This is a genomic window from Nocardioides sp., assembly GCF_964229035.1.
In the GTDB taxonomy this organism is placed as follows: domain Bacteria; phylum Actinomycetota; class Actinomycetes; order Propionibacteriales; family Nocardioidaceae; genus Nocardioides.
Window position 1 is genome coordinate 48,011 of sequence record NZ_CAXRAZ010000043.1, and the last position, 25,831, is coordinate 73,841.

The 25,831-nt window shown below is 74.2% G+C and carries 26 protein-coding genes; 10 read left to right on the forward strand and 16 right to left on the reverse strand.

The features are described 5' to 3' along the window. Positions 1-100: 100 nt before the first annotated feature. From ACERUN_RS13705 to ACERUN_RS13725, 5 genes are all read right to left on the reverse strand, one after another. Positions 101-1,792 carry a uroporphyrinogen-III synthase gene (locus ACERUN_RS13705; RefSeq protein ID WP_370290565.1) on the reverse strand — a complete coding sequence of 564 codons (1,692 nt, stop codon included), beginning with the start codon at positions 1,790-1,792 and terminating at the stop codon, positions 101-103. Continuing rightward, positions 1,789-2,868, reverse strand: coding sequence for a hydroxymethylbilane synthase (gene hemC / locus ACERUN_RS13710; protein WP_370290566.1), 1,080 nt, complete (start codon positions 2,866-2,868; stop codon positions 1,789-1,791). Before hemC ends, ACERUN_RS13705 begins: the two co-directional genes overlap by 4 nt. Continuing rightward, positions 2,865-4,172 carry a glutamyl-tRNA reductase gene (locus ACERUN_RS13715; protein ID WP_370290568.1) on the reverse strand — a complete coding sequence of 436 codons (1,308 nt, stop codon included), beginning with the start codon at positions 4,170-4,172 and terminating at the stop codon, positions 2,865-2,867. The genes hemC and ACERUN_RS13715 overlap by 4 nt, the downstream gene beginning before the upstream one ends. Continuing rightward, positions 4,169-4,906, reverse strand: coding sequence for a redox-sensing transcriptional repressor Rex (locus tag ACERUN_RS13720; protein ID WP_370290570.1), 738 nt, complete (start codon positions 4,904-4,906; stop codon positions 4,169-4,171). The genes ACERUN_RS13715 and ACERUN_RS13720 overlap by 4 nt, the downstream gene beginning before the upstream one ends. A gap of 92 nt (positions 4,907-4,998) precedes the next feature. Further along, on the reverse strand, positions 4,999-5,367 hold the full coding sequence (locus ACERUN_RS13725; RefSeq protein ID WP_370290571.1) for a glutaredoxin family protein: 369 nt from the start codon (positions 5,365-5,367) through the stop codon (positions 4,999-5,001). Positions 5,368-5,422: 55 nt separating this feature from the next. Between ACERUN_RS13725 and ACERUN_RS13730 the strand changes: the two genes are divergently transcribed. The 3 genes from ACERUN_RS13730 (at position 5,423) to ACERUN_RS13740 (ending at position 8,678) form a co-directional block, all read left to right on the forward strand. After that, positions 5,423-6,304 (forward strand): HAD family hydrolase, encoded by an 882-nt coding sequence (locus ACERUN_RS13730; protein ID WP_370290572.1) that lies wholly within the window; start codon positions 5,423-5,425, stop codon positions 6,302-6,304. Between the two features lie 189 nt (positions 6,305-6,493). Then, positions 6,494-7,294 (forward strand): sigma-70 family RNA polymerase sigma factor, encoded by an 801-nt coding sequence (locus ACERUN_RS13735; RefSeq protein WP_370290573.1) that lies wholly within the window; start codon positions 6,494-6,496, stop codon positions 7,292-7,294. Positions 7,295-7,490: 196 nt separating this feature from the next. Next, the gene (locus ACERUN_RS13740; RefSeq protein WP_370290574.1) at positions 7,491-8,678 is read left to right on the forward strand and encodes a DUF5667 domain-containing protein; all 1,188 of its coding nucleotides are present in this window, start codon (positions 7,491-7,493) and stop codon (positions 8,676-8,678) included. Between the two features lie 81 nt (positions 8,679-8,759). On the opposite strand, the gene ACERUN_RS13745 is transcribed toward ACERUN_RS13740, so the two are convergent. The 4 genes from ACERUN_RS13745 to ACERUN_RS13760 form a co-directional block, all read right to left on the reverse strand. Beyond that, the gene (locus tag ACERUN_RS13745) at positions 8,760-9,995 is read right to left on the reverse strand and encodes a 1-acyl-sn-glycerol-3-phosphate acyltransferase (protein ID WP_370290575.1); all 1,236 of its coding nucleotides are present in this window, start codon (positions 9,993-9,995) and stop codon (positions 8,760-8,762) included. Between the two features lie 2 nt (positions 9,996-9,997). Beyond that, positions 9,998-11,056 carry an NAD-dependent epimerase/dehydratase family protein gene (locus tag ACERUN_RS13750; RefSeq protein WP_370290576.1) on the reverse strand — a complete coding sequence of 353 codons (1,059 nt, stop codon included), beginning with the start codon at positions 11,054-11,056 and terminating at the stop codon, positions 9,998-10,000. A 102-nt stretch (positions 11,057-11,158) separates the two neighbouring features. Then, complete coding sequence (locus tag ACERUN_RS13755; protein WP_008356322.1) at positions 11,159-11,260, reverse strand: 30S ribosomal protein bS22; 102 nt, start codon at positions 11,258-11,260, stop codon at positions 11,159-11,161. A gap of 174 nt (positions 11,261-11,434) precedes the next feature. After that, entirely contained in the window at positions 11,435-11,650 is a 216-nt protein-coding gene (locus ACERUN_RS13760; RefSeq protein ID WP_370290577.1) for a helix-turn-helix domain-containing protein, read from the reverse strand. 216 nt (positions 11,651-11,866) lie between these two features. On the opposite strand from ACERUN_RS13760, the gene ACERUN_RS13765 reads away from it, so the two are divergent. After that, positions 11,867-12,577 (forward strand): HAD family hydrolase, encoded by a 711-nt coding sequence (locus tag ACERUN_RS13765; protein WP_370290578.1) that lies wholly within the window; start codon positions 11,867-11,869, stop codon positions 12,575-12,577. Between the two features lie 16 nt (positions 12,578-12,593). Here the strand turns inward: ACERUN_RS13765 and proC are convergent, their stop codons facing one another. The 3 genes from proC to ACERUN_RS13780 are packed head-to-tail and all read right to left on the reverse strand — an operon-like array spanning position 12,594 to position 15,317. Next, complete coding sequence (proC, locus tag ACERUN_RS13770) at positions 12,594-13,409, reverse strand: pyrroline-5-carboxylate reductase (RefSeq protein WP_370290579.1); 816 nt, start codon at positions 13,407-13,409, stop codon at positions 12,594-12,596. A gap of 55 nt (positions 13,410-13,464) precedes the next feature. Next, positions 13,465-14,271, reverse strand: coding sequence for a sugar phosphate isomerase/epimerase family protein (locus tag ACERUN_RS13775; protein ID WP_370290580.1), 807 nt, complete (start codon positions 14,269-14,271; stop codon positions 13,465-13,467). Beyond that, on the reverse strand, positions 14,268-15,317 hold the full coding sequence (locus tag ACERUN_RS13780) for a Ppx/GppA family phosphatase (RefSeq protein ID WP_370290581.1): 1,050 nt from the start codon (positions 15,315-15,317) through the stop codon (positions 14,268-14,270). The genes ACERUN_RS13775 and ACERUN_RS13780 overlap by 4 nt, the downstream gene beginning before the upstream one ends. Positions 15,318-15,434: 117 nt before the next feature. Here ACERUN_RS13780 and ACERUN_RS13785 point away from each other — a divergent pair, with 117 nt between their 5' ends. Beyond that, positions 15,435-16,196, forward strand: a complete 762-nt coding sequence (locus ACERUN_RS13785) for a hypothetical protein (protein ID WP_370290582.1) — start codon at positions 15,435-15,437, stop codon at positions 16,194-16,196. A 60-nt stretch (positions 16,197-16,256) separates the two neighbouring features. Here the strand turns inward: ACERUN_RS13785 and ACERUN_RS13790 are convergent, their stop codons facing one another. Continuing rightward, a complete protein-coding gene (locus ACERUN_RS13790; protein WP_370290583.1) occupies positions 16,257-16,922 on the reverse strand; it encodes an SDR family NAD(P)-dependent oxidoreductase in 666 nt (221 codons plus the stop codon). Positions 16,923-17,087: 165 nt separating this feature from the next. Here ACERUN_RS13790 and ACERUN_RS13795 point away from each other — a divergent pair, with 165 nt between their 5' ends. Then, positions 17,088-17,726: a VOC family protein gene (locus ACERUN_RS13795; protein WP_370290584.1), complete on the forward strand. Its 639-nt coding sequence runs from the start codon at positions 17,088-17,090 to the stop codon at positions 17,724-17,726. A gap of 68 nt (positions 17,727-17,794) precedes the next feature. Then, positions 17,795-18,481: a class I SAM-dependent methyltransferase gene (locus ACERUN_RS13800; RefSeq protein ID WP_370290585.1), complete on the forward strand. Its 687-nt coding sequence runs from the start codon at positions 17,795-17,797 to the stop codon at positions 18,479-18,481. Between the two features lie 22 nt (positions 18,482-18,503). On the opposite strand, the gene ACERUN_RS13805 is transcribed toward ACERUN_RS13800, so the two are convergent. Then, positions 18,504-19,547: a LacI family DNA-binding transcriptional regulator gene (locus ACERUN_RS13805; RefSeq protein ID WP_370290586.1), complete on the reverse strand. Its 1,044-nt coding sequence runs from the start codon at positions 19,545-19,547 to the stop codon at positions 18,504-18,506. Positions 19,548-19,616: 69 nt separating this feature from the next. Between ACERUN_RS13805 and radA the strand changes: the two genes are divergently transcribed. Together radA and disA are read left to right on the forward strand one after the other, a co-directional pair. Next, positions 19,617-21,071: a DNA repair protein RadA gene (radA, locus tag ACERUN_RS13810; RefSeq protein ID WP_370290587.1), complete on the forward strand. Its 1,455-nt coding sequence runs from the start codon at positions 19,617-19,619 to the stop codon at positions 21,069-21,071. Positions 21,072-21,208: 137 nt separating this feature from the next. Then, entirely contained in the window at positions 21,209-22,282 is a 1,074-nt protein-coding gene (gene disA, locus ACERUN_RS13815) for a DNA integrity scanning diadenylate cyclase DisA (RefSeq protein ID WP_370290589.1), read from the forward strand. Positions 22,283-22,312: 30 nt separating this feature from the next. Here the strand turns inward: disA and ACERUN_RS13820 are convergent, their stop codons facing one another. Next, on the reverse strand, positions 22,313-23,074 hold the full coding sequence (locus ACERUN_RS13820) for a hypothetical protein (RefSeq protein ID WP_370290590.1): 762 nt from the start codon (positions 23,072-23,074) through the stop codon (positions 22,313-22,315). 145 nt (positions 23,075-23,219) lie between these two features. Between ACERUN_RS13820 and ACERUN_RS13825 the strand changes: the two genes are divergently transcribed. Then, positions 23,220-24,152, forward strand: coding sequence for an A/G-specific adenine glycosylase (locus ACERUN_RS13825; protein ID WP_370290591.1), 933 nt, complete (start codon positions 23,220-23,222; stop codon positions 24,150-24,152). A gap of 115 nt (positions 24,153-24,267) precedes the next feature. Here ACERUN_RS13825 and ACERUN_RS13830 read toward each other — a convergent pair. After that, the coding region (locus ACERUN_RS13830; protein ID WP_370290592.1) for an AAA family ATPase at positions 24,268-25,831 on the reverse strand (1,564 nt) is incomplete at its 5' end.

A 25,831-nucleotide genomic window follows, 5' to 3' on the forward strand; every position in this document is an offset into this window, starting at 1 on the left:
CGGTGCTCTACCAGGGTGGTCGACCACCCTGGTAGGTACACGAACACGTAGTTACATGAGGCGGAGCGTCACGAGGCGGGCTGGCCCCGGGGCCGCCTGATCAGGCCTTGCGGCGGCGGGCGGAGGGCTTGCGGTCGCTGGGCTTGGTGACGGGCTCGCCGGCCTCGATCATCGCGGCGCGGCGCGTGGCACCGAAGTCGGCCAGCGCGTCGACGAGGAGGTCGACGTCGGGCTTCGAGGCGAGGACGTCGACCCGCAGGCCGTGCTCCTCGGCGGTCTTGGCCGTGGCGGGGCCGATGACGGCGATCACCGTGGACGGGTGCGGCTTGCCGGCGATGCCGACGAGGTTGCGCACGGTCGAGGAGGAGGTGAAGACGACCGCGTCGAACTTGCCCGTCTTGATCGCGTCGCGCGTGGGCGCCGGCGGCGGGGCCGCGCGCACGGTGCGGTAGGCCGTGACGTCGTCACACTCCCAGCCGAGGTCGATGAGACCGGCGACGAGGTTCTCGGTGGCGATGTCGGCACGCGGCAGGAAGACCCGGTTGATGGGGTCGAGCTGCTCGTCGTACTCGGGCCAGTCGGCCAGCAGACCGGCCGCCGACTGCTCGCCGGAGGGCACGAGGTCGGCTCGCAGGCCCCAGTCGGCGATGGCGCGGGCGGTCTTGTCGCCCACGGCCGCGATCTTGAGGCCCGAGAAGGCGCGGGCGTCGAGGCCGTACTCCTCGAACTTCTCGCGCACGGCCTTCACGGCGTTGACCGAGGTGAACGCGATCCACTCGTAGCGGCCCTCGACCAGGCCGCGCACGGCCTTGTCCATCTGCTGCGGGTTGCGCGGGGGCTCCACCGAGATGGTGGGCACCTCCTCGGGCACGGCGCCGTAGCCGCGCAGGCGGGCCGACACCGAGGCCGACTGCTCCTTCGTGCGCGGCACCAGCACGCGCCAACCGAACAGCGGCTTGGTCTCGAACCACGACAGCTTCTCGCGCAGGTCGACGACCGCGCCGACGACCACGATCGCCGGCGGGGCGATGCGGGCGGCGCGCGCCTCGGCGGCGATGTCGGCCAGCGTGGAGGTGACCGTCTGCTGCTCGGTGGTGGTGCCGACCCGGGTCATCGCGACCGGGGTCTGCGGCGAGCGACCGGCGGCGACGAGCTGCGCGGCGATGTCGCCGATCTGACCCACGGCCGAGAGCAGAACGAGGGTCGGGGTGTCGACGTAGCGGGACCAGTCGACCTTGTCGCCGCACGTGACGACGGCGACCTCGCGGTGGTCCTTGGTGGTGAGCGGGATGCCGGCGTAGGCGGGCACGGCACCGACCGAGGAGACACCGGGGACGATCTCGAAGCCGAGGCCGGCCTTGGCCACCGCCTGCGCCTCCTCGGGCCCGGAGGCGTAGAGGAAGGGGTCGCCGCCGAGCAGGCGGACGACGCGCAGCCCGCGCTTGGCCTGCTTGAGCACGACCTTCGCGCGCGCGGCGTGGGTGAGGGGCTGGCCGTCCTCGCCGAAGCCGCCGTCGACGAGCTCGGGGCCGTCGGCCGCCTCGTCGTCGTCCGCGGCAACGCTCGGGACGACGCCGTCCGCCGCCGCGGCGCGGGCGCGCACGACCGCCACGAGGTCGGCGTGGTGGGGCTCCTCGGTGATGACCACGTCGGCGTCCTCGATGAGACGCACGGCCCGCACGGTGAGCAGGTCGGGGTCTCCGGGGCCGGTGCCGACGAAGGCGACGCCGCCGGGCTGGGCGGTCGCGGGGGCGGGAGTCGCAGCCGAGGAGGCTGCCGTGGCTCGCGTCATGGGGTGTGCACCTCTGCAGATCGTGCGGACGGGTGGGAGCTCGGGTTCGCCGGGTCGTCGGCGGGGGGTATCGGCCCGGGGCCGGGATCGGGAGGCTCGTCGAGGTCGCCCGCGCCGGCGGCGAGCATCTCCTCGGCGAGCTCGGTGCCGAGCCGGGCACCGATCTGCTCCCACTGGGCGGCCCCGACCGGGAGCGCGTTCGAGGCCGCGCGACGCACCGACAGGGAGCCGTCGTTCGACAGCGCCACGGCGCGCAGCCACAGCTCGGGGCCCTCCTCACCCTCGACGAGGTCGCACAGCGCCCCGATGGGTGCGGAGCAGCCGCCCTCGAGGCGCGCGAGGGTGGCGCGCTCGGCGGCGACGGCGGCCCGGGTGTCGGGGTGGTCGAGGTGGCGGAGCACCTCGTGGGTGGCGGCGTCGTCGGCACGGCACTCCACCGCGAGCGCGCCCTGACCCGGAGCGGGCAGCACCTGCAGCGGGTCGAGCACCTCGGTGGCCTCCTCGAGGCGGCCGAGCCGGGCCAGTCCGGCCCGCGCGAGGACGACGGCGTCCAGCTCGCCGCTGCGCACCCGACCGATGCGGGTGTCGACGTTGCCGCGCAGGCCGACCAGCTCGAGGCCGAGGCCCAGCGCGTGGATCTGCGCGACGCGACGCGGCGAGCCAGTGCCGACCCGCGAGCCGGGCGGCAGCTCGCCGAGAGTCAACCCGTCGCGGGCGACGACGACGTCGCGGGAGTCCTCGCGCACCGGCACGGCGGCCAGCACGAGGCCCGCGGCCGGGTAGGTGGGGAGGTCCTTGAGGGAGTGCACGGCCACGTCGATGTCGCCGGCGAGCAGCGCCTCGCGCAGCGCGCTGACGAACACGCCCGTGGACGCCGCACCCGCCAGCGGCGTGCCCGCGGCCTGGCTGCGGTCGCCGTCGGTGGTGATCTCGACGAGCTCGGTGGCCACGCCGGTGGCCGCGGTGATGGCGTCGGCGACGTGACCGGACTGGGTGGTGGCCAGAGCGCTGCGGCGGGTGCCGATGCGCAGCGGTGTGGCGTTCGTGGCGGCCGGGGCCGTCGGCTCGGCGCTCATGCCCCCGCCTCCTCGACGCCCACCGGGCGCGTGACGGCGTCGACGGCCTCGGGGTCGAGGGCGAAGAGCTCGGCGAGTGCGGCCGCGTAGGACACCGCCCCCTGCTCGTTGGCGAGCTCCTTGACCCGGACGGTGGGCTCGTGGAGCAGCTTGTCGGCCACCCGTCGCACGGTCTGGCGGATCTCGGCGCGCACGTGGGGGTCGAGGTCGGTGAGTCGCCCCTCGAGGCGGGCCATCTCGGCGTCCACCACGGCGGTGGCCATCGAGCGCAGCGCGACGACCGTGGGCGTGACGCTGGCCTGGCGCCGCGCGGCGAGGAAGGCGGTGACCTCCTCGCCCAGGATGCGGCGCACGTCGGCGACCTCCTCGCCGGTGGCGCCGCCCTGGAGCGCCTCGGACAGCTCGGCGAGACCCACCAGCTGCACCCCGGGCAGGTCGGCGACGGCGCGGTCGACGTCGTGCGGCAGGGCGATGTCGATGAGGGAGAGCGGGCGGTCCGCGTCGACCCGGGCCGCGGCTACGACCTCGCGGTCGACCACGGTGCCCGAGGAGCCGGTGCAGCTGATGAGGACGTCGGCCTTCGCGAGCTCGGCGGCGAGGTCGCCCAGGGGCGCTGGGCGACCGTCGTACTGCGCGGCGAGGCGGTGCGCCCGCTCGAGCGAGCGGTTGAGGACGACGAGCTCGCCCGCACCCAGCCGGTGCGCGGTGGCGGTGGCGAGCCCGGCCATGGCGCCGGCGCCGACGACCACGACATGCTTGCCCTCCAGCTCGCCCACGTGCGCCCGCGTCTGCTCGAGAGCGGCGCTCACGAGGGTCGGGGCGACCTGGTCGATCTCGGTCTCGGCCCGCGTGCGCTTGCCCACGCGCAGGGCCTGCTGGAAGAGGAGGTTGAGGGCGGGGCCGACGGTGCCGAGCTCCTGACCGCGGCGCAGGGCCTCGCGGGTCTGACCGAGGATCTGACCCTCGCCCAGCGCCATGGAGTCCATGCCCGCAGCCACCTGGAACAGGTGCGAGATCGCACCGTCGTCGTAGTGGACGTACAGGTGCGGCAGCATCGCCTCGACCGAGCCGCCGGCCCGCTCGACGAGGAGTCGCGAGAGCTGCTCGATGCTGCCGTGGAAGCGCTCGACCTCGGTGTAGATCTCCAGGCGGTTGCAGGTGGAGATCACCGTGGCCTCGCTGACGTGCTCGCACGCGGCGGCCTCGGTGGTGATGCGCTGCACGCCGTCGTCGTCGAGCGCGACGCGCTCGAGCAGCGCGACCGGGGCGGAGTTGTGGGAGATGCCCACCACGAGGACGCTCACGAGCCGCCTCCGGCCGCGCGCAGGTCGCCGTCCGCGCGGACGCCGACGGCGGCAGGCGCCTCGCCGGGGTCGACGGCGGGCGCTCCGGCCTTGCGCTGCTCGTGGTAGGCCAGGATCTGCAGCTCGATCGACAGATCGACCTTGCGGACGTCGACGCCCTCGGGCACCGCGAGCACGGCGGGCGCGAAGTTGAGGATGCTGGTGATGCCGACCGCGACCATGCGATCGGCCACTCCCTGGGCGGCGAAGGCCGGCGTGGCGATGACGCCGATCGCCACGTCGTGGGTGCGCACGATGGTCTCCAGGTCGTCGAAGGGCTCGACCTCGACGCCGGCGACCGTGCGGCCGATCAGCTCGGGATCGGCGTCGAGCAGGGCCACGACGCGGAAGCCGCGGCTGCGGAAGCCGGAGAAGTTGGCGAGGGCGTGGCCGAGGTTGCCGATGCCGACGATCACCACGGGCCAGTCCTGGGTGACGCCGATCTCGCGGGCGATCTGGTAGCGCAGGTAGTCGACGTCGTAGCCGACTCCGCGGGTGCCGTAGCTGCCGAGGTAGGAGAGGTCCTTGCGCAGCTTGGCGCTGTTGACGCCAGCGGCTCCGGCGAGGTCCTCGCTGGAGCAGGTGCGGATGCCACGCTCGGCCAGGCCCGTCAGCGCCCGCAGGTAGACAGGCAGGCGGGCGACCGTGGCCTCCGGGATCACCCGGGTGGCGTCCGTCGAACTCCGTGCAGTCACAGCTCCACTTTCCAGCCGCGCCCGGCGGGTGCGACGCGACTCCTCAAGGGTAGGAGCTTGTGAATGTGAGAACCAAATCTCGACCCGGGACCTCAGCCCCCCAGGGCGCGGCGCAGGCGGGTCGGGTCGACGCGCCAGAAGTCGTGCTGGCGTCCGTCGACGAAGGTCACCGGGATCTCGTGGGCGAAGCGGCGCGCGAGCTCGGGTTCGTCGTCGATGGAGACCTCGGCGAAGGTCTCGCCCAGCTCGGTGCACACGGCCGCGACGACCTCACGGGCGTCGTCGCACAGGTGGCAGCCCGGCCGGGTGTAGAGGACGACGCGGCTCGAGCCGTCGGTGCCGGGCGCCGTCTGCGGCGGCGCGGGGTCGGGGGCCTCGACGTCGGCGGAGTCGGGGGCCGCCGCGCGATCCGACCGGCCCCTGCGCCACCGCAGGCCTCGACGGGGAGCACGCTCTTGCACACCGGCAGTGTGGCAGCAGCCCGTTCGGGGGCGGGTGCGCCCTAGAGTGACGCCCATGGCGGGCGATCGGACGCGGCGACTCGATCTGCAGCAGCGCTCGCGACTGGCGGGGGAGGCCGCGGCCGCGGCCGCAGAGGTGGAGCACGCGCTCACCACGCCGGCCGACGCGACATCCGCGGCCTTCTTCGACGTCGACAACACCGTGATGCAGGGCGCCAGCATCTTCCACTTCGCCCGGGGGCTCTACCGCCGCGACTTCTTCAGCACCCGCGACCTGCTCAACGCCGCGTGGAAGCAGACCTACTTCCGCATCGCGGGCGTGGAGGACCCCGAGCACGTCGCCGAGGCCCGCAACTCCGCACTCGCCTTCATCGCCGGCCACACCGTGGCCGAGCTCGAGGAGATCGGCGAGGAGATCTTCGACGAGGCGATGGCACACCGCGTGTGGCCGGGCACCCGCGCGCTGGCGCAGATGCATCTCGACCAGGGCCAGCGGGTCTGGCTCGTCACCGCCGCACCGATCGAGATCGCCACCATCATCGCTCGCCGCCTGGGCCTCACCGGAGCCCTCGGCACCGTCGCCGAGCACGTCGACGGCGTCTACACCGGCCGGCTCGTCGGCGACCTCCTGCACGGACCTGCCAAGGCGGTGGCCGTCGAGGCCCTCGCCGAGCGCGAGGGGCTCGACCTGGCGCGCTGCTCGGCCTACAGCGACTCCTACAACGACCTGCCCATGCTCGGCATGGTGGGCGACCCCTGCGCCATCAACCCCGATCCGCGGCTGCGTGCCCACGCCCGCTCCGCCGGGTGGCGAGTGCGTGACTACCGCACCGGGCGCAAGGCCGCCCGCGCTGGCCTGATGCTCGGCTCGGCCGCCGCCGGGGCATCGCTGGCGGGCGCGGTCGCGCGTCGCCGACTGCTCCGCGGCCGCGGCTGAGCCCCTCCCGCACTCGGCGGGCTCCCCTTCCCGCACAGGGAGCGCCCAGCCGCCCGGCCGCCCCGCCCGCTAGTCACAACGGGCCATGAGGGCGCCGACGAGGGTGGTCGATCGGTTGCCAGGATCCGGTGTCGCTCGGCGCCGATCCGCCCTACGATGCTGGACGGGGAGACAGGAAGGGTCGACGAAGTGGTCGGGGAGAATCTCGCGCGAGGGCTCGACGCCCTGCGTGACGCCGTGCTCGAGGCGCTCAGCGCCTTCGACGGCACCCCCGCGCCCGCGTCGGCCTACGGCGCGAGCGCCACGGCCGGTCGCCGCGGGGCGACCTCGACGTCCAGCGGCCCCCGGTGGCTCGCGAGCGAGGCGCACGCGGAGGTGCCGGACGGACCCGGATCCTTCGACGACGCCACCCTGGCGACGTCCTCGGAGGACTCCCCCGAGGCCCGCGAGCGCCTGATCGCCCTCGTCGAGCTCGCCCGCGGCGGCGACGCCGAAGCGTTCGGCCAGCTCTACGACCACTACCAGCCGGCCGTGTACCGCTTCCTCTACTACCGCACCCGCTCGGTGGTGGTGGCCGAGGACCTCTGCTCGGAGACCTTCTTCCGCGCGCTGCGCAACATGTCGTCCTTCCGCTGGCAGGGCAAGGACTTCGGCGCCTGGCTCATGACCATCGCGCGCAACCTCGCCACCGACCACTTCAAGGCGGGGCGCACGCGGCTGGAGCTCACCACCGAGGACATGGGTCAGCACGACGCCAGCACCGAGGGCCCCGAGAACGCCGTGCTGGCGGGCCTCACCAACGAGGTCCTGCTGCGCGCGCTCACCGAGCTGCCCACCGAGCAGCGCGACTGCCTCATCATGCGCTTCCTGCAGGGCATGAGCATCGCCGAGACGGCGGCCGCGCTCGGTCGCAGCGAGGGCGCGATCAAGCAGCTGCAGCTGCGCGGCGTGCGCAACCTGGCCAAGGCGATGCCGGAGGACCTCCGATGAGCGCCCGCATGAGCACCGTCGCACCGGGGTACAGCCGCCGAGTCGGGACGACGTCCCGGCTCGTCCCACCGATCGGTCACACCGTGCCGCGTGAGGCGCGACACGCCGTAACCTGGGGGCCCGCCCTCACGTTGAACCACTGTCAGGTCCACTGCCCCGGGATCGCTCCCTGGGCCGCACGAGGAGGGTCCCGGTGATGCGTCCGCACATCAGCTCGCGCCGCGCCGAGGAGTTCAACGCCCTCCTCGAGGGCCTGGAGGGCTCCGCCGACGGCGCCACCGCGTCCGGCGAGCACGCCGAGCTGCTCGCGCTCGTCGGAGCGCTCCGCGCCGTCCCCGAGCCCGCAGCCCGTCCCGACTTCGTCGCCTCGCTGCGCACGCAGCTCGTGGCCGCCGCCGAGCGCGAGCCCACACGAGCCGAGGCCGAGCTGGCCGCCAAGCTCACCCCCCGCCAGCGCCGGGGCACCCGCGAGCGTCGCGTCGCCGCGCTCGTCGCCGGCTTCGCGGTGGTCTCAGCCACCGGTTCGATGGCCGTCGCCTCGCAGGGAGCCCTGCCCGGTGACGCGCTCTACCCGGTGAAGCGGGCCATCGAGAACGCCCAGACCAACCTCCAGCGCGACGACGCCGACAAGGCCGCCACCCTGCTCGAGCACGCCCAGGCGCGCCTCGACGAGCTGGAGCAGCTCACCGCGCGCGACCGCGACGCCGACCAGATCACCGCCACGCTGCAGGACTTCACCGACCAGATCGGCGAGGCCGGCGACCTCGCGCTCGACGATTACTCGGCCACCGGCTCGCAGGCGCAGATCGCGGACCTTCGCGACTTCACCTCCGACAGCATGGGCGTCCTGGGGCGCCTCAGCCCGCAGGTGCCGGCGTCGAGCCGCCCGATCCTGATCACCGCCACCCAGACGGTCAAGCGGGTCGACACCGCTGCCTGGGAGGCCTGCCCGACCTGCGCGGCCGGCGCCGTCATCGACCTGCCCGACTGGGCCCTGCAGCGCCTCAGCAAGGTGCTGAGCGGCGACCTCCCCGACCTCGCCTCGCTCACCCGCACCGGAACCGCGCCGCTCACCGGAGGCCCACAGCCCTCAGATGCCCCCGGCCGGACCCCGTCGGCCCCCGGAACGTCGATCTCCCCGGGCCGCCAGGGCGGCGCGTCGTCCTCGCCGAGCGCGCCGGGCGTCGTCCCCGACCTGCCGACCACCAGCAGCCCCTCGGGCAACGTGTTGAACGAGACGGTCGACAAGGTCACCGACACGATCAAGGGCATCACCGGCGGCTCGAAGCCGACCAAGCCGGCCTCCTCGCCGTCGTCCTCCCCAACGCGGGGCACGCTGGTCGGCGGGATCTCGGGCGCCGTCGACGGCCTCCTGGGCCGCTGACCCGGCTTCTCGCTCGCCGAGAGGACAGAGGCTCGCGGCGCGCGCCAAGCGCTCGCTGCCGCGGCGCGCAGTGGCGACGCGTCAGCGGAAGACGGACTGACGCTGCACGAGCAGCGTGTAGAGCGTCTGCTGGATGGTCTCGCGCACCTGGTCGGTGACGTCGAAGACGAGCATCGGGTCGTCGGCGGCGCCGGCGTCGTACTCGTCGGTGCGGATCGGCTCGCCGAACTCCAGGAGCCACTTCGACGGCAGGGGCACCAGCCCGAGCGGGCCGAGCAGCGGGAAGAACGGCGTGATCGGGATGTAGGGCACGCCCAGCAGGCGGGCCAGCGAGGGGATGTTGCCGACCAGCGGATAGATCTCCTCTGCACCCACCACCGAGAGCGGGACGATCGGCACGCCCGTGCGCAGGGCGGCCGACACGAAGCCGCCGCGGCCGAAGCGCTGCAGCTTGTAGCGCTCGGAGAACGGCTTGCCGATGCCCTTGAAGCCCTCGGGCCACACCCCGACGAGCTCGCCGCCGCGCAGCATGCGCTCGGCGTCCTCGGAGCAGGCGAGCGTGGCGCCGCCCTTGCGGGCCAGCGCGCCGATCATCGGCAGGCGGAAGACCAGGTCGGCGCCGAGCGGACGCAGGTGGCGACCGGTGTGGTCGTGGATGGACACCATCGTCATCACGCCGTCGAGCGGGATGGTGCCGGAGTGGTTCGACACGACGAGCGCGCCGCCCGTGGTGGGGATGTTCTCGATGCCCCGCACCTCGATGCGGAACCACTTCTGCGCCAGCGGGCGCACCAGCGCCATGAGGAACTGCTCGGTGACCTCGGCGTCGAAGCCGTACTCGTCGACGGTGTAGTCGCCGGTGATCCGGCGCCGCAGGAACGCGAGGAACCGCGCCAGCTGCGGCTCCCACTGCTCGCCGAAGAGCTCGCGCGAGGCCGACTGGAAGGCGGCCAGCCAGTCGCTGGTGGGGATGCCGGCCAGCGGGCTCAGACCGCGCTCGTGCACCTCGGCCCGAGCAGCCGGCTCGTCGAGGACGACGGGACGCTCGCCGTCGCCTGCGGTAGGCGCGGGCTGCCGGATCTCCGGATCGGGCGCGGGAGCGGGCTCGGCGCGCTCCGGGGACGGCACGATGGCGTCGGCGTCCGGCGTCGGGGTGGTGTCGTCGACCGAGCCGGGCTCGGTGGTCTCAGCGGCCTCGGCGGCGCGCGCGGGGCGTCGTCCACCGGCGAGGTTGCGCGCGGCGGACGAGGGTCGGGTGCCAGCCCCGCGGCCGGGTCGACCACGGGTCCCGATCGGGATGATGTCGGCGTCGCCCATGCTCAGCTCTCCCCTCCGGTGACGGCCAGCAGTCGGGGGCGGCCCTCGTCGGCGGCGGGCAGGCGCTCGGCCAGCGTGGCGAGGGCGCGCTCGGCCCGGCGGGGCGCGGGCGGCAGCGAGGCCGCGAACTCCGCGAAGGCCTCCGCGGTGCTGTAGGCGGGCTCGAAGCCGAGCTGCTCGCGCATGCGGGTGGTGTCGACGCCGCGACCGAAGGTCAGCAGGGCGACAAGCTCGGGGGGAAGGTCGGCGGCGCGGGTGGACTTCAGGGCCGAGCCGAGCCCACCGAAGGCCAGGCCGGGCAGCGGCACGCTGGCGCGGCCCATGCGGCGCAGGGCCTGCGAGAGCATGAGCAGGCCCTCGCCGGCGACGTTGAAGGTGCCGGCCCGCTCGGTGACCACGGCGTGGGCGAGCACCCGGTAGAGGTCGCTCTCGTGCAGGAACTGCAGCCGCGGGTCGAACCCGAGCACGGTGGGCAGCACCGGGAGGCGGAGGTAGGAGGTGAGCGGGCTGACCACCCGCGGGCCGATCACGTTGGCGCAGCGCAGCATCGTGACCGCGACGTCGGGTCGGCGTCGGGCGAAACCGCGCACGTAGCCCTCGACCTCGCTGACGTCCTTGGCGTAACCGGTGCGCGGTGGACGACGCGGCTCCATGTCCTCGGTGAACATGGCCGGATCGCGGTTGCTGGCGCCGTAGGCGGTGGTCGAGGACTTCACCACGAGCTGGCGCACGGTCTCGGACTTCTGGCAGGCGGCGAGCAGCTGCATCGTGCCGATGACGTTGAGCTCCTTCATCGTGCCGCGCCCGCCGGCCGAGCCGGGGGTGGCGATGACGCTCATGTGGACGACCGTGTCGACGTCCTCCTTGGCGATCACCTTGGCGATCACCGGCGTGCGGATGTCGGCGCGCACGAAGCCGACGTCGCCGAGGTCGCCGCGGGGCGGCACGACGTCGACGCCGATGACCCGACCCACGCCGGGCAGCCCGGCGAGCGTGCGCGCGAACGTGCGCCCGAGGTCGCGGGAGACCCCGGTGACCAGCACTGTGCGGTCGGCGCTCATGGCCTGCTCTTCACCCCTGGCTCAACGTGTCGCCGGCCCACCGGTCCGCCGGTGGCGGCGGAGGGGGCCGATGGTCCGGCTCGCGCACGAGCCGGACTCAGGTCACTTGCCGAGCTTGCGACGCTGGACGCGCGTCTTCTTCAGCAGCTTGCGGTGCTTCTTCTTGGCCATGCGCTTGCGACGCTTCTTGATGACAGAACCCACGGGGAACCTCTCCATGTCGACACACGCGACTGACGTGCGCCGCGCACTCCGCCCCGGGCGTGTCCCGGGGTGGGGGCCAGCCTATCGGGGCGCCCGCGGCCGGGGTGAATCAGCGGTGGACGTGGACGGCGGGCGGGCGCCCGCGCCGCGAGGGCGAGCGGGTCGCTCGGATCCTCAGCCGGCGGAGTAGAAGGACTTGCGCAGGTAGTCGTCGACGTCCTCGCGGGTGACGCGGAAGGAGCGGCCGACGCGGACGGCGGGCAGCTCGCCGCCGTGGACCAGGCGGTAGACGGTCATCTTCGAGACCCGCATGACGCTCGCCACCTCGGCGATGGTCAGGAACTGCGGATCGGGGAGTGACTCGGTGCGCTCGCGCGACGAAGGGGCCATGACAACCACGCTTTCTGCGCGTCCGTCACCGCCTTCCCCAGCTGTGATCCCTGCGGACGCCTGAGACGTGAGAATAGGGCCAGATGTGACTGGTGGGGAAGAGATTCACCAGTGAAACTTTCGAGACGCGGCGTGTCGCCTTGACCAGAAGGGTTCGACCGATCTCGCCGAGGCTGGGCCGAGAGCTGTCGGAGGTCGCTGGCAGACTCTCCCGCCATGACGATCCGGGCGCTGCTCTTCGACCTGGACGACACCCTGGTCGACCACCGCGGCGCCGCCGAGCGGGGCCTGCGCGCCTGGCTCGCCGGCCTGGGCCTGGCCGAGCACCCCCAGGCCCTCGAGGAGCACGTCGAGCGCTGGTTCGCCCTCGAGGCGCGCCACTACCCCCGCGCCCAGCGCCGCGAGATCAGCTACGTCGAGCACCGCCGCACCCGGGTGCGCGAGTTCCTGCCCGGGTGGGACCTCGCCGACGACGCCCTGGCCGACGACGTCTACGCCGGCTACCTCGGCTGCTACCGCGCCGCCTGGCGGGCCTTCGACGACGCCGCCTCCGCACTCGACGGCGCGCGGGCCGCGGGATTGCGGGTGGGCGTGCTCACCAACGGCGAGCACGCCGTGCAGACCGAGAAGCTGCGTCGCACCGGCCTGCTGCGCTCCGACGTTCCGGTGCTGGCCTCCTCGCACCTGCCGGCGGCCAAGCCCGATCCGCGCGCCTACCTCGCGGCGTGCGAGCGCCTCGGCGCCGCACCCGAGCACACGCTCATGGTCGGCGACTCGCTGCGCCTCGACGTCCTCGGCGCGCAGCGGGCGGGCCTGCAGGCGCGGCTGCTCGACCGCCACGGCCGGCACGCGTCGTCCACGGGGGCGGCGGGGGCGGCGGGGGTGCGCTCAGTGCGCCGGCTGGCCGACCTGGTGTGGGCGGCCTGAGCCCGACGCCGCCGGCTCAGGAGCCGAGCTGTCGCGAGCGGTCGCGCGCGGCCTCGAGGGCGGCGAGGAAGGCGGCGCGCACGCCGTGCACCTCGAGCTCGCGCAGCGCCGCCGCGGTGGTGCCGCCCGGGGAGGTGACCTGCTCGCGCAGCACGGCCGGGTGCTCGCCGGTCTCGCGGAGCATCGCGGCCGAGCCCACCAGGGTCTGCACCGCGAGCTCGTGGGCCACCGTGCGCGGCAGGCCGAGGTGCACGCCCGCCTCGACCATGGCCTCCACCACGAAGAACACGTAGGCGGGCCCGGAGCCGCTGATGGCGGTCACGGCGTCCTGCTGGGCCTCCGGCACGTGGACGACGCGCCCCACCGACGCCAGCAGGGCCTCGGCCTCGGCGAGGTGCTCGGCGTCGCAGTGGGTGCCGGGCGAGAGCGCGGCCATCCCCTCGTCGACGAGCGCCGGGGTGTTGGGCATGACCCGCACCACGGCCACGCCAGCGGCGACGTGCTGCTCGATGAAGGAGGTCGTGATGCCGGCCGCCAGCGACACCACGAGTCGTCCCGGCTCCAGCGCGGGGCCGACCTCGGCGAGGACGCCGGCCATGTCCTGCGGCTTGACCACGAGCAGCACCGTGTCGGCGGCCGCGGCGGCGGCCACGTCGGGCACGACCTCCACGCCGTAGCGGGCGGCGAGCTCGTCGGCGCGCTCGGCCCGCTTCTCGACCACGACCAGCTGTTCCGGCGCGCGGCCGGCCCGCAGCAGTCCCGAGAGCAGCGTCTCGCCCATCACTCCGGCGCCGATGATCGCCGTCCGCCCCGCCGTCCGCCTCGTCGTCACGCCCACCACCCTGACAGGTCGCCGCGGCGGTGGGCGAGGAGGATCCGGGGTTCGGTCAGTCGGTGCCGCGGACCTCGGCCGGCGCCAGGTGGGTGCGGGCGAACTCGAGCGCCTCGCGCAGATCGCGCTCGCGCTCGTCCTGGTCGGCGCAGCGGCGGGTGTTGATCTCGAGCACGACCTCGCCGGCGAAGCCCGTGGCCGCCAGGTGCTGCAGGAAGGCGGCGGCCCCGATGTCGCCGCGGCCGGGCACGAGGTGCTCGTCCTTCGCCGAGTCGGTGCCGTCGGTGAGGTGGATGTGGCGCAGGCGGGGGCCGAGCCGCTCGGCCATCGCGATCGGGTCGGACCGGGCGATCGCGGCGTGGGAGAGGTCGATGGTGGTGTTGGCGTAGGGCTCCTCCGAGGGGTCCCAGCCGGGTTGGTACATCTCGATCTGCCGCTTCGAGGCACGCCAGGGGTACATGTTCTCGACCGCGAACGCGATGCCCGAGGACTCCTCGAGCGCGGCGATGCCGTTGACGAAGTCGCGGGCGTACTCGCGCTGCCAGCGGAACGGCGGGTGGACGACGACCACCTCGGCGCCGAGCGCACTGGCCATCTGCGCCGAGAGCTCGAGCTTGCGCCAGGGTTCGAGGCCCCAGACGTTCTGGGTGAAGAGCAGGCAGGGCGCGTGCACCGCGATCACCGGCACGCCGTGGCGCTCGGAGAGCGCAGCAACCTCGTCGACGCGCTGCGACACGGCGTCGACGCCCACCATCACCTCGATGGCCTCGTAGCCCAGCGCCGCCGCCCAGGAGAACGCCTGGGGGGTGGTCTCGGGGTAGACCGAGCTCGTCGAGAGTCCGATGCGCGGGCGATCGCTCACGACTCGTCGGCCGCCCGGAAGCCGTCGAGGCGCTCGAGGATGACGCCCTCGCGCAGCGCCCACGGGCAGATCTCGAGCGCCGCGAGGTCGAAGATGTCCATGCAGGCCTCGGCCACGAGCGCGCCCGGCACGATCTGGTGGGTGCGGCTGGGTGAGACGCCCGGCAGGGCGGCGAGCTCCTCCGGCGTCATCTGCACGAGCTTCGGGATCCAGGCGCGCAGCTCGGCCAGCGGGAGGTTGCGCGGCACCAGCGGCCCGTCACCGGAGGGCGCCGCCCCGCAGATGCGGGCGAGGGACCGGAAGGTCTTGGAGGTCGCGGCCGCCCGGTGCGGGGTGCCGGCGCGCAGGAGGTTGCCGGCGTCGCGGGCGATGTCGGCGCGGATGCGGCGGCGCACCGCGCGCAGCTTGTCCTCGTCGACGAACACGCTGGGGCCGTCCTCGGAGGACGGCGGGGTGCCGGCGTCGGCGGCGGCGTCGGCGTCAACGGCGGCAGCCGAGCGCAGCGCGGCGGCCGGACCGGCGCCTGAGGGGAGGTGGCCGGCGAACTCGCGCGCCAGGCGCGCAGCGCCGAGCGGCAGGGACCACGCGACGTCCGGGCGCTCGTCGCCGCCGGCCGCGATCTCCAGCGAACCGCCGCCGATGTCGAAGACGGCGAGGCGCCCCGCCGACCAGCCGAACCAGCGGCGCACGGCCAGGAAGGTCAGGCGCGCCTCGTCCGCGCCGGCGAGGACCTCGATGCGCACGCCGGTGCGCTCGGCGACGTGCTGCAGCACGGCCTCGGAGTTGCCGGCGTCGCGCACGGCGGAGGTGGCGAAGGGGAGCATCTCCTCGCAGCCCTTCTCCTCGGCGACCACGAGGGCCTGCGCGGTGAAGGCGGCGAGCGCGTCGATGCCCGCGGGGGTGACGTCGCCGGCGTCGTCCAGGTGCTCGGCCAGGCGCAGCGGCTCCTTGTAGGAGAAGGCCGGCAGCGGGGCGGCGCCGTCGTGGGCGTCGACGACGAGGAGATGACCGGTGTTGGAGCCGATGTCCAGCACGCCCAGACGCATGCGACCACGGTACTGGAGGCGATCGCACCGCGGCGCCCGCCCGCCCGGGGCGGACGCGCGGGCGTGGCGGCCGGGAGCGCCCGGGGGCGGCGCGGGGGCGGGGTCTAGATTGACCCGGTGCCCGAGGTCCCGCTCGACTTCCCCCGTGCGTGGGTGGAGTTCGCCAATCCCGCCGACGACTCCGAGATCCTCCGCTGCGACCTGACCTGGCTCACGTCGTCGTGGACCTGCGTGTTCGGGAGCGGGTGCGCGGGCATCTACGCCGACTCCCCCGACGTCGGCTGCTGCACCCTCGGCGCCCACTTCTCCGACCGCGACGACGAGGCGCGGGTCAAGACCTTCGTCGACCGCCTCTCCCCCGAGGAGTGGCAGTTCCACCCGGGCCGCCCCGTGCGCCGTCGCGACTGGGTCGAGAAGGACGAGGACGGCGAGCGCAAGACCCGCGCGCACGAGGTCGACGGCCAGCGCTCCTGCGTGTTCTCCAACCGCCCCGGTTTCGCCGGTGGCGCGGGCTGCGCCCTGCACGCGCTGGCGATCAAGGAGGGCCGCGAGCACCTCGAGACCAAGCCCGACGTGTGCTGGCAGCTCCCGATCCGCCGCACCTTCCGCGAGGTCGAGCGCATCGACGGCACCGCCTACACCGAGGTGAGCATCAGCGAGTACGACCGCCGCGGCTGGGGCCCGGGCGGCCACGACCTCGACTGGTACTGCTCGGGCAACACCGAGGCCCACGTGGCTGCCGAGCCGGTGTACGTGACCAATCGGGCCGAGCTGGTGGCGCTCATCGGCGCCGAGGCCTACGACGAGCTCGTCGTGCACTGCGAGGCGCACGTGCGCTCGCGCTCGGCGCTCGCACTCCACCCGGCCGACCCGCGCTGAGTCGCGCTGAGTCGCGCTGAGTCGCGGTGAGTCGCGCCCTGCCGGGAGGGACGCCGGGGCTCAGTGCACCTGGCGCTCGCCGGCCTCCCACGCGTCGAGCACGCGGGCGATGACCGCGTCGACGTCCTCGCCGGCGGGGAGCTTGGGCGGCGTGCCGGCGATGGCGCGGTCGACCAGGCCGGTGTCCATGTGCGGCAGCACGGCCTCGAGGACGCCGACGCCCCGGCGCCGCTGCTCGGTGCGCGCAGCCGTGAGCCAGGCGCCGAGCGCGGCCTTGCTGGCCGAGTAGGCCGCCATGCCCGCCATCGGACGCTCGGCGACGACGCCGGTGATCGCTGCGACCGCGCCGCCCTTCTCGAGCAGGGGCAGCGCGGAGCGCAGCACGGCGATGGGGGCCAGGGCGTTGACCGTGAACAGGTGCTCGGCGATCTCCTCGCCCGTGTCGTCGGTGGGGCCGAACGCCACCGCGCCCGCCGCGACGACGACGCCCTCGAGGCCACCGAGCGCCTCCCGCGCGGCGGCCGGCAGGGCGGCGGCGCCGTCGAGGTCGTAGGCGTCGAAGGCCAGGGTGGGCGCGTCGAGCTCGCCGCCGAGGGCCGCGAGGCGCTCGGCGTCGCGGCCGGCCAGCGCCACGCGGGCGCCGCGGGAGACGAGGGCGCGGGCGAGGACGCCGCCGAGCACGCCGGTGGCGCCGACGACGAGGACGCGGGACTCCTGGATCTGCATGCCGTCGAGCATGACCGAACCCCGGTGAGCGGGGCGCGGGCGAGCGCTCGCGCGCAGGCGACACGCCGTCGATCCGGGCTGCCACACGGCGTGTCGTCATCTCGACGTCAAGAGACAGCGACCCCGATGCGGAAGATCTCTCAGCGGTTCCTCAGAATGGTCGACATGCGCCTGGACCACCTCTCGTACGCCGCCGGACCCGACGGTCTCGCCGCCACCGCCGCCCGCCTCTCCGCGGCGATCGGGCACGAGTTCACCGACGGCGGCGTGCACCCGCGCTTCGGCACCCGCAACATGGTGCTGCCGCTCACCGACGACACCTACATCGAGGTCGTCGAGGCGCTCGACCACCCGGCGTCCGACAAGGCGCCGTTCGGTCAGGCGGTCAAGGCCCGCTCCGCCCTCGGCGGCGGCTGGCTCGGCTGGGCGGTCGCGGTGCCCGACATCACGATTGTCGAGGGCCGCCTCGGCCGCTCCGCCGTGCCCGGCTCGCGGCACCGGCCCGACGGCACCGAGCTGCGCTGGAAGCAGATCGGCATCAACGGCCTCATCGCCGACCCGCAGCTGCCCTTCTTCCTGCAGTGGGACGTCCCCGCCGACCTCCACCCCTCGCGCGGCTGCGACGGCACCGTGTCGCTGGCCGGCATCGAGATCGCCGGCGACCCCCAGCGGGTCAGCGAGTGGCTGGGCGAGTCGGTCGAGGCGCCGCTCGAGGACGTCAAGGTCGAGTGGGTCGCCCCGCACGGCACCCCCGGCATCCTCGCCGCCCAGGTCCAGACCGCCAACGGCATCGTCCGCATCTGAGCACCGCTGACCGCCCACCCGGGCGGCACCCGGGCCACCACGCCGGCGAGCGTCCGCTGCCCGGCGCCGTGCCGAGCCCGAACATCTGGCAGCACACCGCCACGTACGAGGTGGAGAACCGCGCCGCCGACCCCGATGGCCGACTGTGGACGACGATGCGCGCCCGCGCCGACTGGACCGGGCGCGTCGTCCTCGACCTCGGGTGCGGCTCCGGCTTCCACCTCCCCCGTTTCGGTGAGGACGCCGCCCGCGTGATCGGCGTCGAACCCCATCCCGGCCTGCTGCGCCTGGCCGCCCGGCGCCTGCGCCGCCATCCCGTGCCCGCGGACGTCGAGCTGCGGGCGGGCACCGCGCAGGCGATCCCGCTGCCGGAGGCCTCGGTGGACGTCGTCCACGCGCGGTGGGCGTACTTCTTCGGACCCGGCTGCGAGCCGGGGCTCGCCGAGGTGGCGCGCGTGCTGCGTCCGGGCGGCACCGCGCTGATCATCGACAACGACACCTCGCGCTCCACCTTCGGCGCCTGGTTCCGGCGGGGCTTCCCGCACCTGCCCCCGGCCGCGGAGATCGAGCGCTTCTGGGCCACGCGCGGCTGGACCCTCGACCGCGTCGACATGGGGTGGCGCTTCACCTCCCGCGCCGACCTCGAGGCGGTGGTGCGCATCGAGCTGCCGCCGGCGGCCGCCGAGGAGGCGCTGCGCCACCACGACGGCCTGGAGGTCGACTACGCGGTCACCCTGTGGAGCCGCGCGCACTGAGCGCGCCGCCGACGCACCCCGCTCAGGTGCCGCTGGACTCGCGCACCGCAAGGGTCGGCGGCAGCAACCGCCCGCCGGCCGGCGCCTCGCCGGGGCCGAGGAGGGCCGAGAGCGCCTCGACGAGGCTCACCGCCACCGACTCCAGCGGCTGGCGCACCGAGGTGATGCCGAGCACCTGGGCGACCTGGGAGTCGTCGAACCCGACGACCGCGGCGTCCACCCCCACGCGCAGGCCCCGCTCGCGCAAGGCGCGGACGACGCCCACGGCGAGGGTGTCGGACGCGCAGACGAAGGCGGTGGGACGCACCGCGTCGAGCAGGGCGAGCGCGGCGAGGCGGCCGGCGTCCACGGTGTCGTCGACGGCCGACTCGAAGCCGGCGGTGACGAGTGAGCGGGCGGCCATCGCCCGGTGCCAGCCGGAGCGGCGGTCCTCGCCGATGCGCGAGCCGGGCAGCCAGCCGATCCAGGCGATGCGCTGGTGACCCTGCGCGTGGAGGTGCTCGGTGGCGAGCTCGACACCCGCGGCACCGTCGACGTCGACCCACGGGTGGGCGGCGGCCGGGTCGTCCCAGGGGCGCCCGAAGGCGACGAACGGAGCGCGGCGACGGGTCAGCGCGTCGGTCTGGAGGTTGCCGAAGTAGGTGTCGGTGACGACGAAGGCGTCGACCGCGGTGGAGCGGAGCAGGTCGTCGTAGCCGCCGAGCGGGTCGGGCTGCTCGCCCTTGGGCGTCGGACCGCCCGAGAAGAGCAGCACGTGGTAGCCGACGGCCCGCGAGGCCTCCACCAGCGAGCGGACGAAGCGGTCCATCGCCATGTTGGCGGTGAACTCCTGGGCCGGGCCGAGGCGCAGCCCGACCAGCCGCGACGAGCGGGTGCGCAGCTGGCGCGCAGCGTGGTTGGGCGAGTAGCCGAGCTCCTCGATCGCCGCCTGCACCCGCGCGAGCGTGTCGGCCCGCAGCAGGTCGGGGTTGTTGATGGCGTTCGACACCGTCTGGCGCGAGACGCCGGCACGCTCGGCGACGTCGGCCAGCGTGGCCGGCGGGCGGGGGTCCTCCGAGGCGGGCACGGCCCTGATCCTCGCACGTCGGGCGCGTCCGCCGGGCAAGTGTCGGGGGCTTCCCGTACGGTCGGCGCCATGGCCGGTTCGAAAACACGTTCGACCTATCGCTGCAGCGAGTGCGGGTGGACGGCGCCCAAATGGGTCGGCCGCTGCGCGGAGTGCCAGACGTGGGGCTCGGTGGCCGAGGTCGCCGCGTCCGCGGGTCCGCGCGGCGGCGGCTCCTCGCGCACCTCCGCGGCGCCCGTCACCTCGCCGGCGGTCCCCATCGGCAGCGTCAGCGCCGACCGGGCGGTGCACCACCGCTCCGGCGTCCCCGAGCTCGACCGGGTGCTCGGCGGCGGGCTGGTGCCGGGCGCCGCGGTGCTGCTCGCGGGCGAGCCGGGCGTCGGCAAGTCCACACTCGTGCTCGAGGTGGCCGCCCGCACCGCCGAGCGCCGCCAGCGCACGCTCTACGTCACCGGCGAGGAGTCGGCGGCGCAGGTGCGGCTGCGCGCCGACCGCACCGGCGGCATCCACGACGAGCTCTACCTCGCCGCCGAGACCGACCTCGGCGCCGTGCTCACCCACATCGACGCCGTGAAGCCCTCGATGGTGGTGGTCGACTCGGTGCAGACCATCGGCGCGGCCGACGTCGACGGCGTGCCCGGCGGCGTCACGCAGGTCAAGGAGGTCGCCCAGGCCCTGGTGCGCATGGCGAAAAGCCGCGACATCACCGTCGTGATGATCGGCCACGTCACCAAGGACGGCGCCATCGCCGGCCCGCGCGTGCTGGAGCACCTCGTCGACGTCGTCCTGCACTTCGAGGGCGATCGCAACTCCCGCTTCCGCATGCTGCGCGCGGTCAAGAACCGCTTCGGCCCGGTCGACGAGGTCGGCTGCTTCGACCTCGGCCCCGAGGGCATCACGGCCGTCGAGGACCCCACCGGGCTCTTCGTCGAGCGCCACCACGGCCGGGTGCCGGGCAGCTGTGTCGCCGTCACGATGGAGGGGCGTCGTCCGGTGCTGGCCGAGGTGCAGTCGCTCGTCACGCTCTCGCCCTCGGAGCGGCCGCGGCGCACCACCTCGGGTGTCGACGGCTCCCGCCTCGCGATGGTCCTGGCCGTGCTGCAGCAGCACTGCGGCCTCAAGCTGCACCAGCACGACGTCTTCGCCTCCACCGTGGGCGGCGCCCGGCTCACCGACCCCGGCAGCGACCTCGCCCTGGCGGTGGCGGTCGCCTCCGCCCACCTGGTCTCGGCACCGCCGGCCGGCGTGGTGGCCATGGGCGAGATCGGTCTGTCCGGTGAGCTGCGACGGGTCCGCGACCTGCCCCAGCGCCTGGCCGAGGCCGCCCGCCTCGGGTTCCAGACCGCGCTCGTGCCCGCCGACCCCGGCCAGGCGCGCGGCGTGCGCCGCGGCCCCGCCGAGCGCAGCGTCGATGGCATGCGGGTGATCGAGGCGCCCGACATCGCCTCCGCACTGCGCCTGCTGCACCTCGACCGGCGCACCAAGCACGCCCTCGAGGTGCTCGAGGGCGACGGCGTGCAGTGATCGGCGACCGCCTCGGACACCCCGGGCGAGCCGTGGAGCGCGGCCGGGTGGGCGGGCGTCGATAAGGTACGAGCGTGCGGCGCGGGGTCGCACCCGTCTCGCTCCCCCCGGCGGGGCCACACGAAGGGAGTTGGGCAGTGGTCGCCTCCACCGACCCTCGCCTGCGCGACACACTGGCCTCGATCGCGCCCGGCACGCCGCTGCGCGACGGCCTCGAACGCATCCTGCGCGGTCGCACCGGTGCCCTCATCGTGATCGGCCACGACCGGCTGGTCGACAGCCTGTGCACCGGCGGGTTCGAGCTCGACGTCCCGTTCACCGCCACCGGGCTGCGTGAGCTCGCCAAGATGGACGGCGCGATCATCGTCGACGGCGCCCTCAACCGCATCGTCCGCGCCGCCGTGCACCTCATGCCCGATCAGTCGATCCCCTCGGAGGAGACGGGCACGCGGCACCGCACGGCCGACCGCGTCGCCAAGCAGACCGGCCACCCGGTGATCTCGGTGTCGCAGTCGATGCAGATCATCGCCGCCTACGTCGGCGACACCCGCCACGTGCTGGAGGACTCCGGCCAGATCCTGTCGCGCGCCAACCAGGCACTCGCCACCCTCGAGCGCTACAAGCTGCGCCTCGACGAGGTCTCGAGCACGCTCTCGGCCCTCGAGATCGAGGACCTCGTGACCGTCCGCGACGTGGCGGTCGTGGCTCAGCGCCTGGAGATGGTCACCCGCATCGCTCGCGAGATCGAGGACTACGTGCTCGAGCTCGGCACCGACGGCCGACTCCTCGCCCTCCAGCTCGAGGAGCTCGTCACGGGCGTCGACACCGAGCGCGAGCTCGTGATCCGCGACTACGTCCCCTCGCGTCGTCGCAGCCGCGAGCCCGACGAGCTCCTGGGCAAGCTCGAGCAGCTCTCGGCCACCGACCTCGTCGACCCCTCGGCGGTGGCCAAGGTGCTCGGCATCGGCGCCGGCGAGCACCTCGACGGGGCCGTGGCCCCGCGCGGCTACCGGCTCCTCACCAAGGTGCCGCGCCTGCCCTCCACCGTCATCGAGGGTCTCGTCGACCACTTCGGCACCCTGCAGAAGCTGCTCTCGGCCGGCATCGACGATCTCCAGGTCGTCGAGGGCGTCGGCGAGCTGCGCGCGCGCAGCGTCCGTGAGGGCCTCAGCCGCCTCGCCGAGTCGACCATCCTCGAGCGCTACGTCTGATCCCTCGCGTGGGGCCGTCGGCCCCCGCGCTCAGTTCGTGGGGCGCGTCGGCTTGGCCGTGCTCGGCTTCGGCGGAACCGTCACCACGACCTTGCGCGGCGCGGGCTTGGCGAGCGTGAACGCGCTGGAGGTGGGCTCACCGCCCAGCGGTGCCGCAGCCACCTCGAAGTCGCCGGGCAGCACCCAGGTCGTGCGGCGGCTGCAGCCGGCGTCGGAGCGACGGGCGTTCCACACCAGCCTCACCGCGGTCGGCTCGTCGCGACGGACCACGACCGCCTGGGCCGGGAACGCACGCGCGCACTGGCTCGTCGTCCACACGGGGCCGTCGGCGTCGGCCACGGTGACGGCCGCCGTCGTCGCCCCGACGGTCCAGGTGCAGGCCGGGCGCGCGAGGGTCGTCAGGGCGAGGGTGATGGTGACATCGCGACCAGCCGCCGCTCCCTTGGCCACACTCGGGGCGATGCGCACCTCGTCCGGACTGCACGGACCGTCGGGCACGGCAGGTGCGCTGCTGGTCGGTGCCGCCGGCGTCGGTGAGGTGGTCGGCGGGGCCGTCGGCGCTGTGCCCTGGCCAGCCGCGGACGACGTCGCGTCGCCGGGCAGCGCGCTGAGGGCGGCTCCGGCCTGCTGAGCGGCCGGGGCGCGATCGCGGCCGTCGCCGCCACCGGCGAGCAGCTGGGCGATCGTGAACACCAGCGAGGCCGCGAGGCCGACGACGAACAGGCGCCGCCGCCAGTAGACACTGGCCGGCAGGCGCGGCGAGCGCGGGCGCGCGGACGGCGAGGACGGCACCTGCCGACGGTAGGCCACCGTCGGCGTCGGATCCTGCGGGACCCGCCGGGGGCGCCGGAATCGGCCCTCCCGTCGCCCCATCCCTGCCACGTCGGCGCACCAGGGGTGCCTCCTCGGCGGAGCGGGTCGTCACAATGGGGGCGCCATGGCGAAGCAGACGGAGCAGCAGACGGGGCAGCAGACGGGGCAGCAGAGCGGGCACGAGGCCTACCAGCGCGAGCTCGTGGAGCCGATCCTGGACTGGTACGACGAGCACGCGCGCGACCTGCCGTGGCGGCGCCCCGAGGCCGGGGCGTGGTCGGTGATGGTCAGCGAGTTCATGCTGCAGCAGACCCCGGTGGCGCGGGTGCTGCCGGTGCACGAGGCCTGGCTGGAGCGGTGGCCGCACCCCGGTGACCTGGCCGCCGAGCCCGTCGGCGAGGCCGTCCGGGCCTGGGGGCGGCTGGGCTACCCCCGCCGGGCACTGCGTCTGCACGCCGCGGCGACGGCGATCGTGGAGCAGCACGGTGGCGAGGTGCCCGACACCTACGAGCAGCTGATCGAGCTGCCCGGCGTGGGCGACTACACCGCCGCGGCGATCGCATCCTTCGCCTACGGCCGCCGCCAGGTCGTGCTCGACACCAACGTGCGCCGGGTGCTGGCGCGCGCTGTGCAGGGCGTGGAGTTCCCGGCACGCAGCATCAACCGCGCCGAGCGCGACCTCGGCGCGGCGGTGCTGCCCCACGAGGCGGCGACGGCCGCCACCTGGTCGGTGGCGATCATGGAGCTCGGGGCGCTGGTGTGCACCGCCGAGCGGCCGCGCTGTGCCGGCTGCCCGGTGCAGCAGGCGTGCGCCTGGCAGGCGGCCGGCGCTCCGGCCTACGACGGTCCGCCCCGGCCGGTGCAGGCCTGGGCCGGCACCGACCGACAGTGCCGCGGGCGGTTGCTCGCCGTGCTGCGCGACGCGCCCGGCGAGGTCGCCGCCGAGCGCCTGGACGACGCCTGGGACGACGAGGCGCAGCGCCGCCGCGCGCTCGACTCGCTCCTCGCCGACGGGCTCGTCGTCCGCACGAGCGAGGGGCGCTACGCCCTCCCCTGAGCCCCGCGGCAAGGACCCCGAGAACGAGTCAGACCCGCCCCGGAGCGTATCCGGGGCGGGTCGTGACGCAGCCGAGGTATCCCGCTGGCGCGGGTTCAGCCCTCGGGCCGGTGGCTCAGTCCTTCGACAGGTCGATGCCCTCGCTGGGGCCCTCGCCCTCGGCGGGACCCTCGCCGACCGTCTCCAGCGGCGGGAGGTCCGGCAGCTCGCCGACCTTCTGGCCCGCGAACGTGAAGGCGGCCTGGGCGCCGGTGCCCTCGGCGTCCACGAGCACGATCTGGCCGGGGCCGACCTCGCCGTAGAGCATCTTCTCGGCCAGGACGTCCTCGATCTCGCGCTGCACCGTGCGCCGCAGCGGACGGGCGCCGAGGACCGGGTCGAAGCCGCGCTCGGCGAGCAGGTTCTTCGCGGCCTGGGTGAGCTCGAGCTTCATGTCGCGGTCCTTCAGTCGGACCTCGACCGCGGCGATCATGTTGTCGACCATCGCGATGATCTGCTCCTGGCTCAACGGCGGGAAGACGATGATCTCGTCGACTCGGTTGAGGAACTCGGGGCGGAAGTGCTGCTTGAGCTCGTCGGAGACCTTGGCCTTCATGCGCTCGTAGGAGCCGGCCGCGTCGCCGCCGCCGAAGCCCAGGCCCACGGTCTTGCCGATGTCGCGCGAGCCGAGGTTCGTGGTCATGATGATGACGGTGTTCTTGAAGTCCACGACCCGACCCTGGGAGTCGGTCAGGCGACCCTCCTCCAGGATCTGCAGCAGGCTGTTGAAGATGTCGGGGTGGGCCTTCTCGACCTCGTCGAAGAGCACGACCGAGAACGGCTTGCGGCGCACCTTCTCGGTGAGCTGGCCGCCCTCCTCGTAGCCCACGTAGCCCGGAGGCGAGCCGAAGAGGCGCGAGACGGTGTGCTTCTCGCCGAACTCGCTCATGTCGAGCTGGATGAGGGCGTCCTCGTCGCCGAAGAGGAACTCCGCCAGCGTCTTGGACAGCCAGGTCTTACCCACACCGGACGGACCGGCGAAGATGAACGAGCCGCCGGGACGCTTGGGGTCCTTCAGGCCGGCCCGGGTGCGGCGGATCGCGCGGCTGAGGGCGCGCACCGCCTCGTCCTGACCGATGACGCGCTTGTGGAGCTCGTCCTCCATCTTGAGCAGACGGGTGGACTCCTCCTCGCTGAGCTTCACGATCGGGATGCCCGTGGCGACCGCCAGCACCTCGGCGATGAGCTCCTCGTCGACCTCGGCCACCTCGTCCATGTCGCCGGAGCGCCACTGCTTCTCGCGCTCGGACTTGGCGAGGATGAGCTGCGTCTCCTCGTCGCGCAGGCGAGCGGCGGCCTCGAAGTCCTGGCCGTCGATCGCGGCCTCCTTGCGCTGGCGCACCTCGCCGATCTTGTCGTCGTACTCGCGCAGGTCGGCCGGGGCCGTCATGCGGCGGATGCGCAGGCGCGAGCCGGCCTCGTCGATGAGGTCGATGGCCTTGTCGGGCAGGAAGCGGTCGGAGATGTAGCGGTCGGCCAGGGTGGCGGCCGAGACGAGGGCCTCGTCGGTGATGGTGACGCGGTGGTGGGCCTCGTAGCGGTCGCGGATGCCCTTGAGCATCTCGATCGTGTCGGCGATCGACGGCTCGGGCACCTGGATCGGCTGGAAGCGGCGCTCGAGCGCGGCGTCCTTCTCGAGG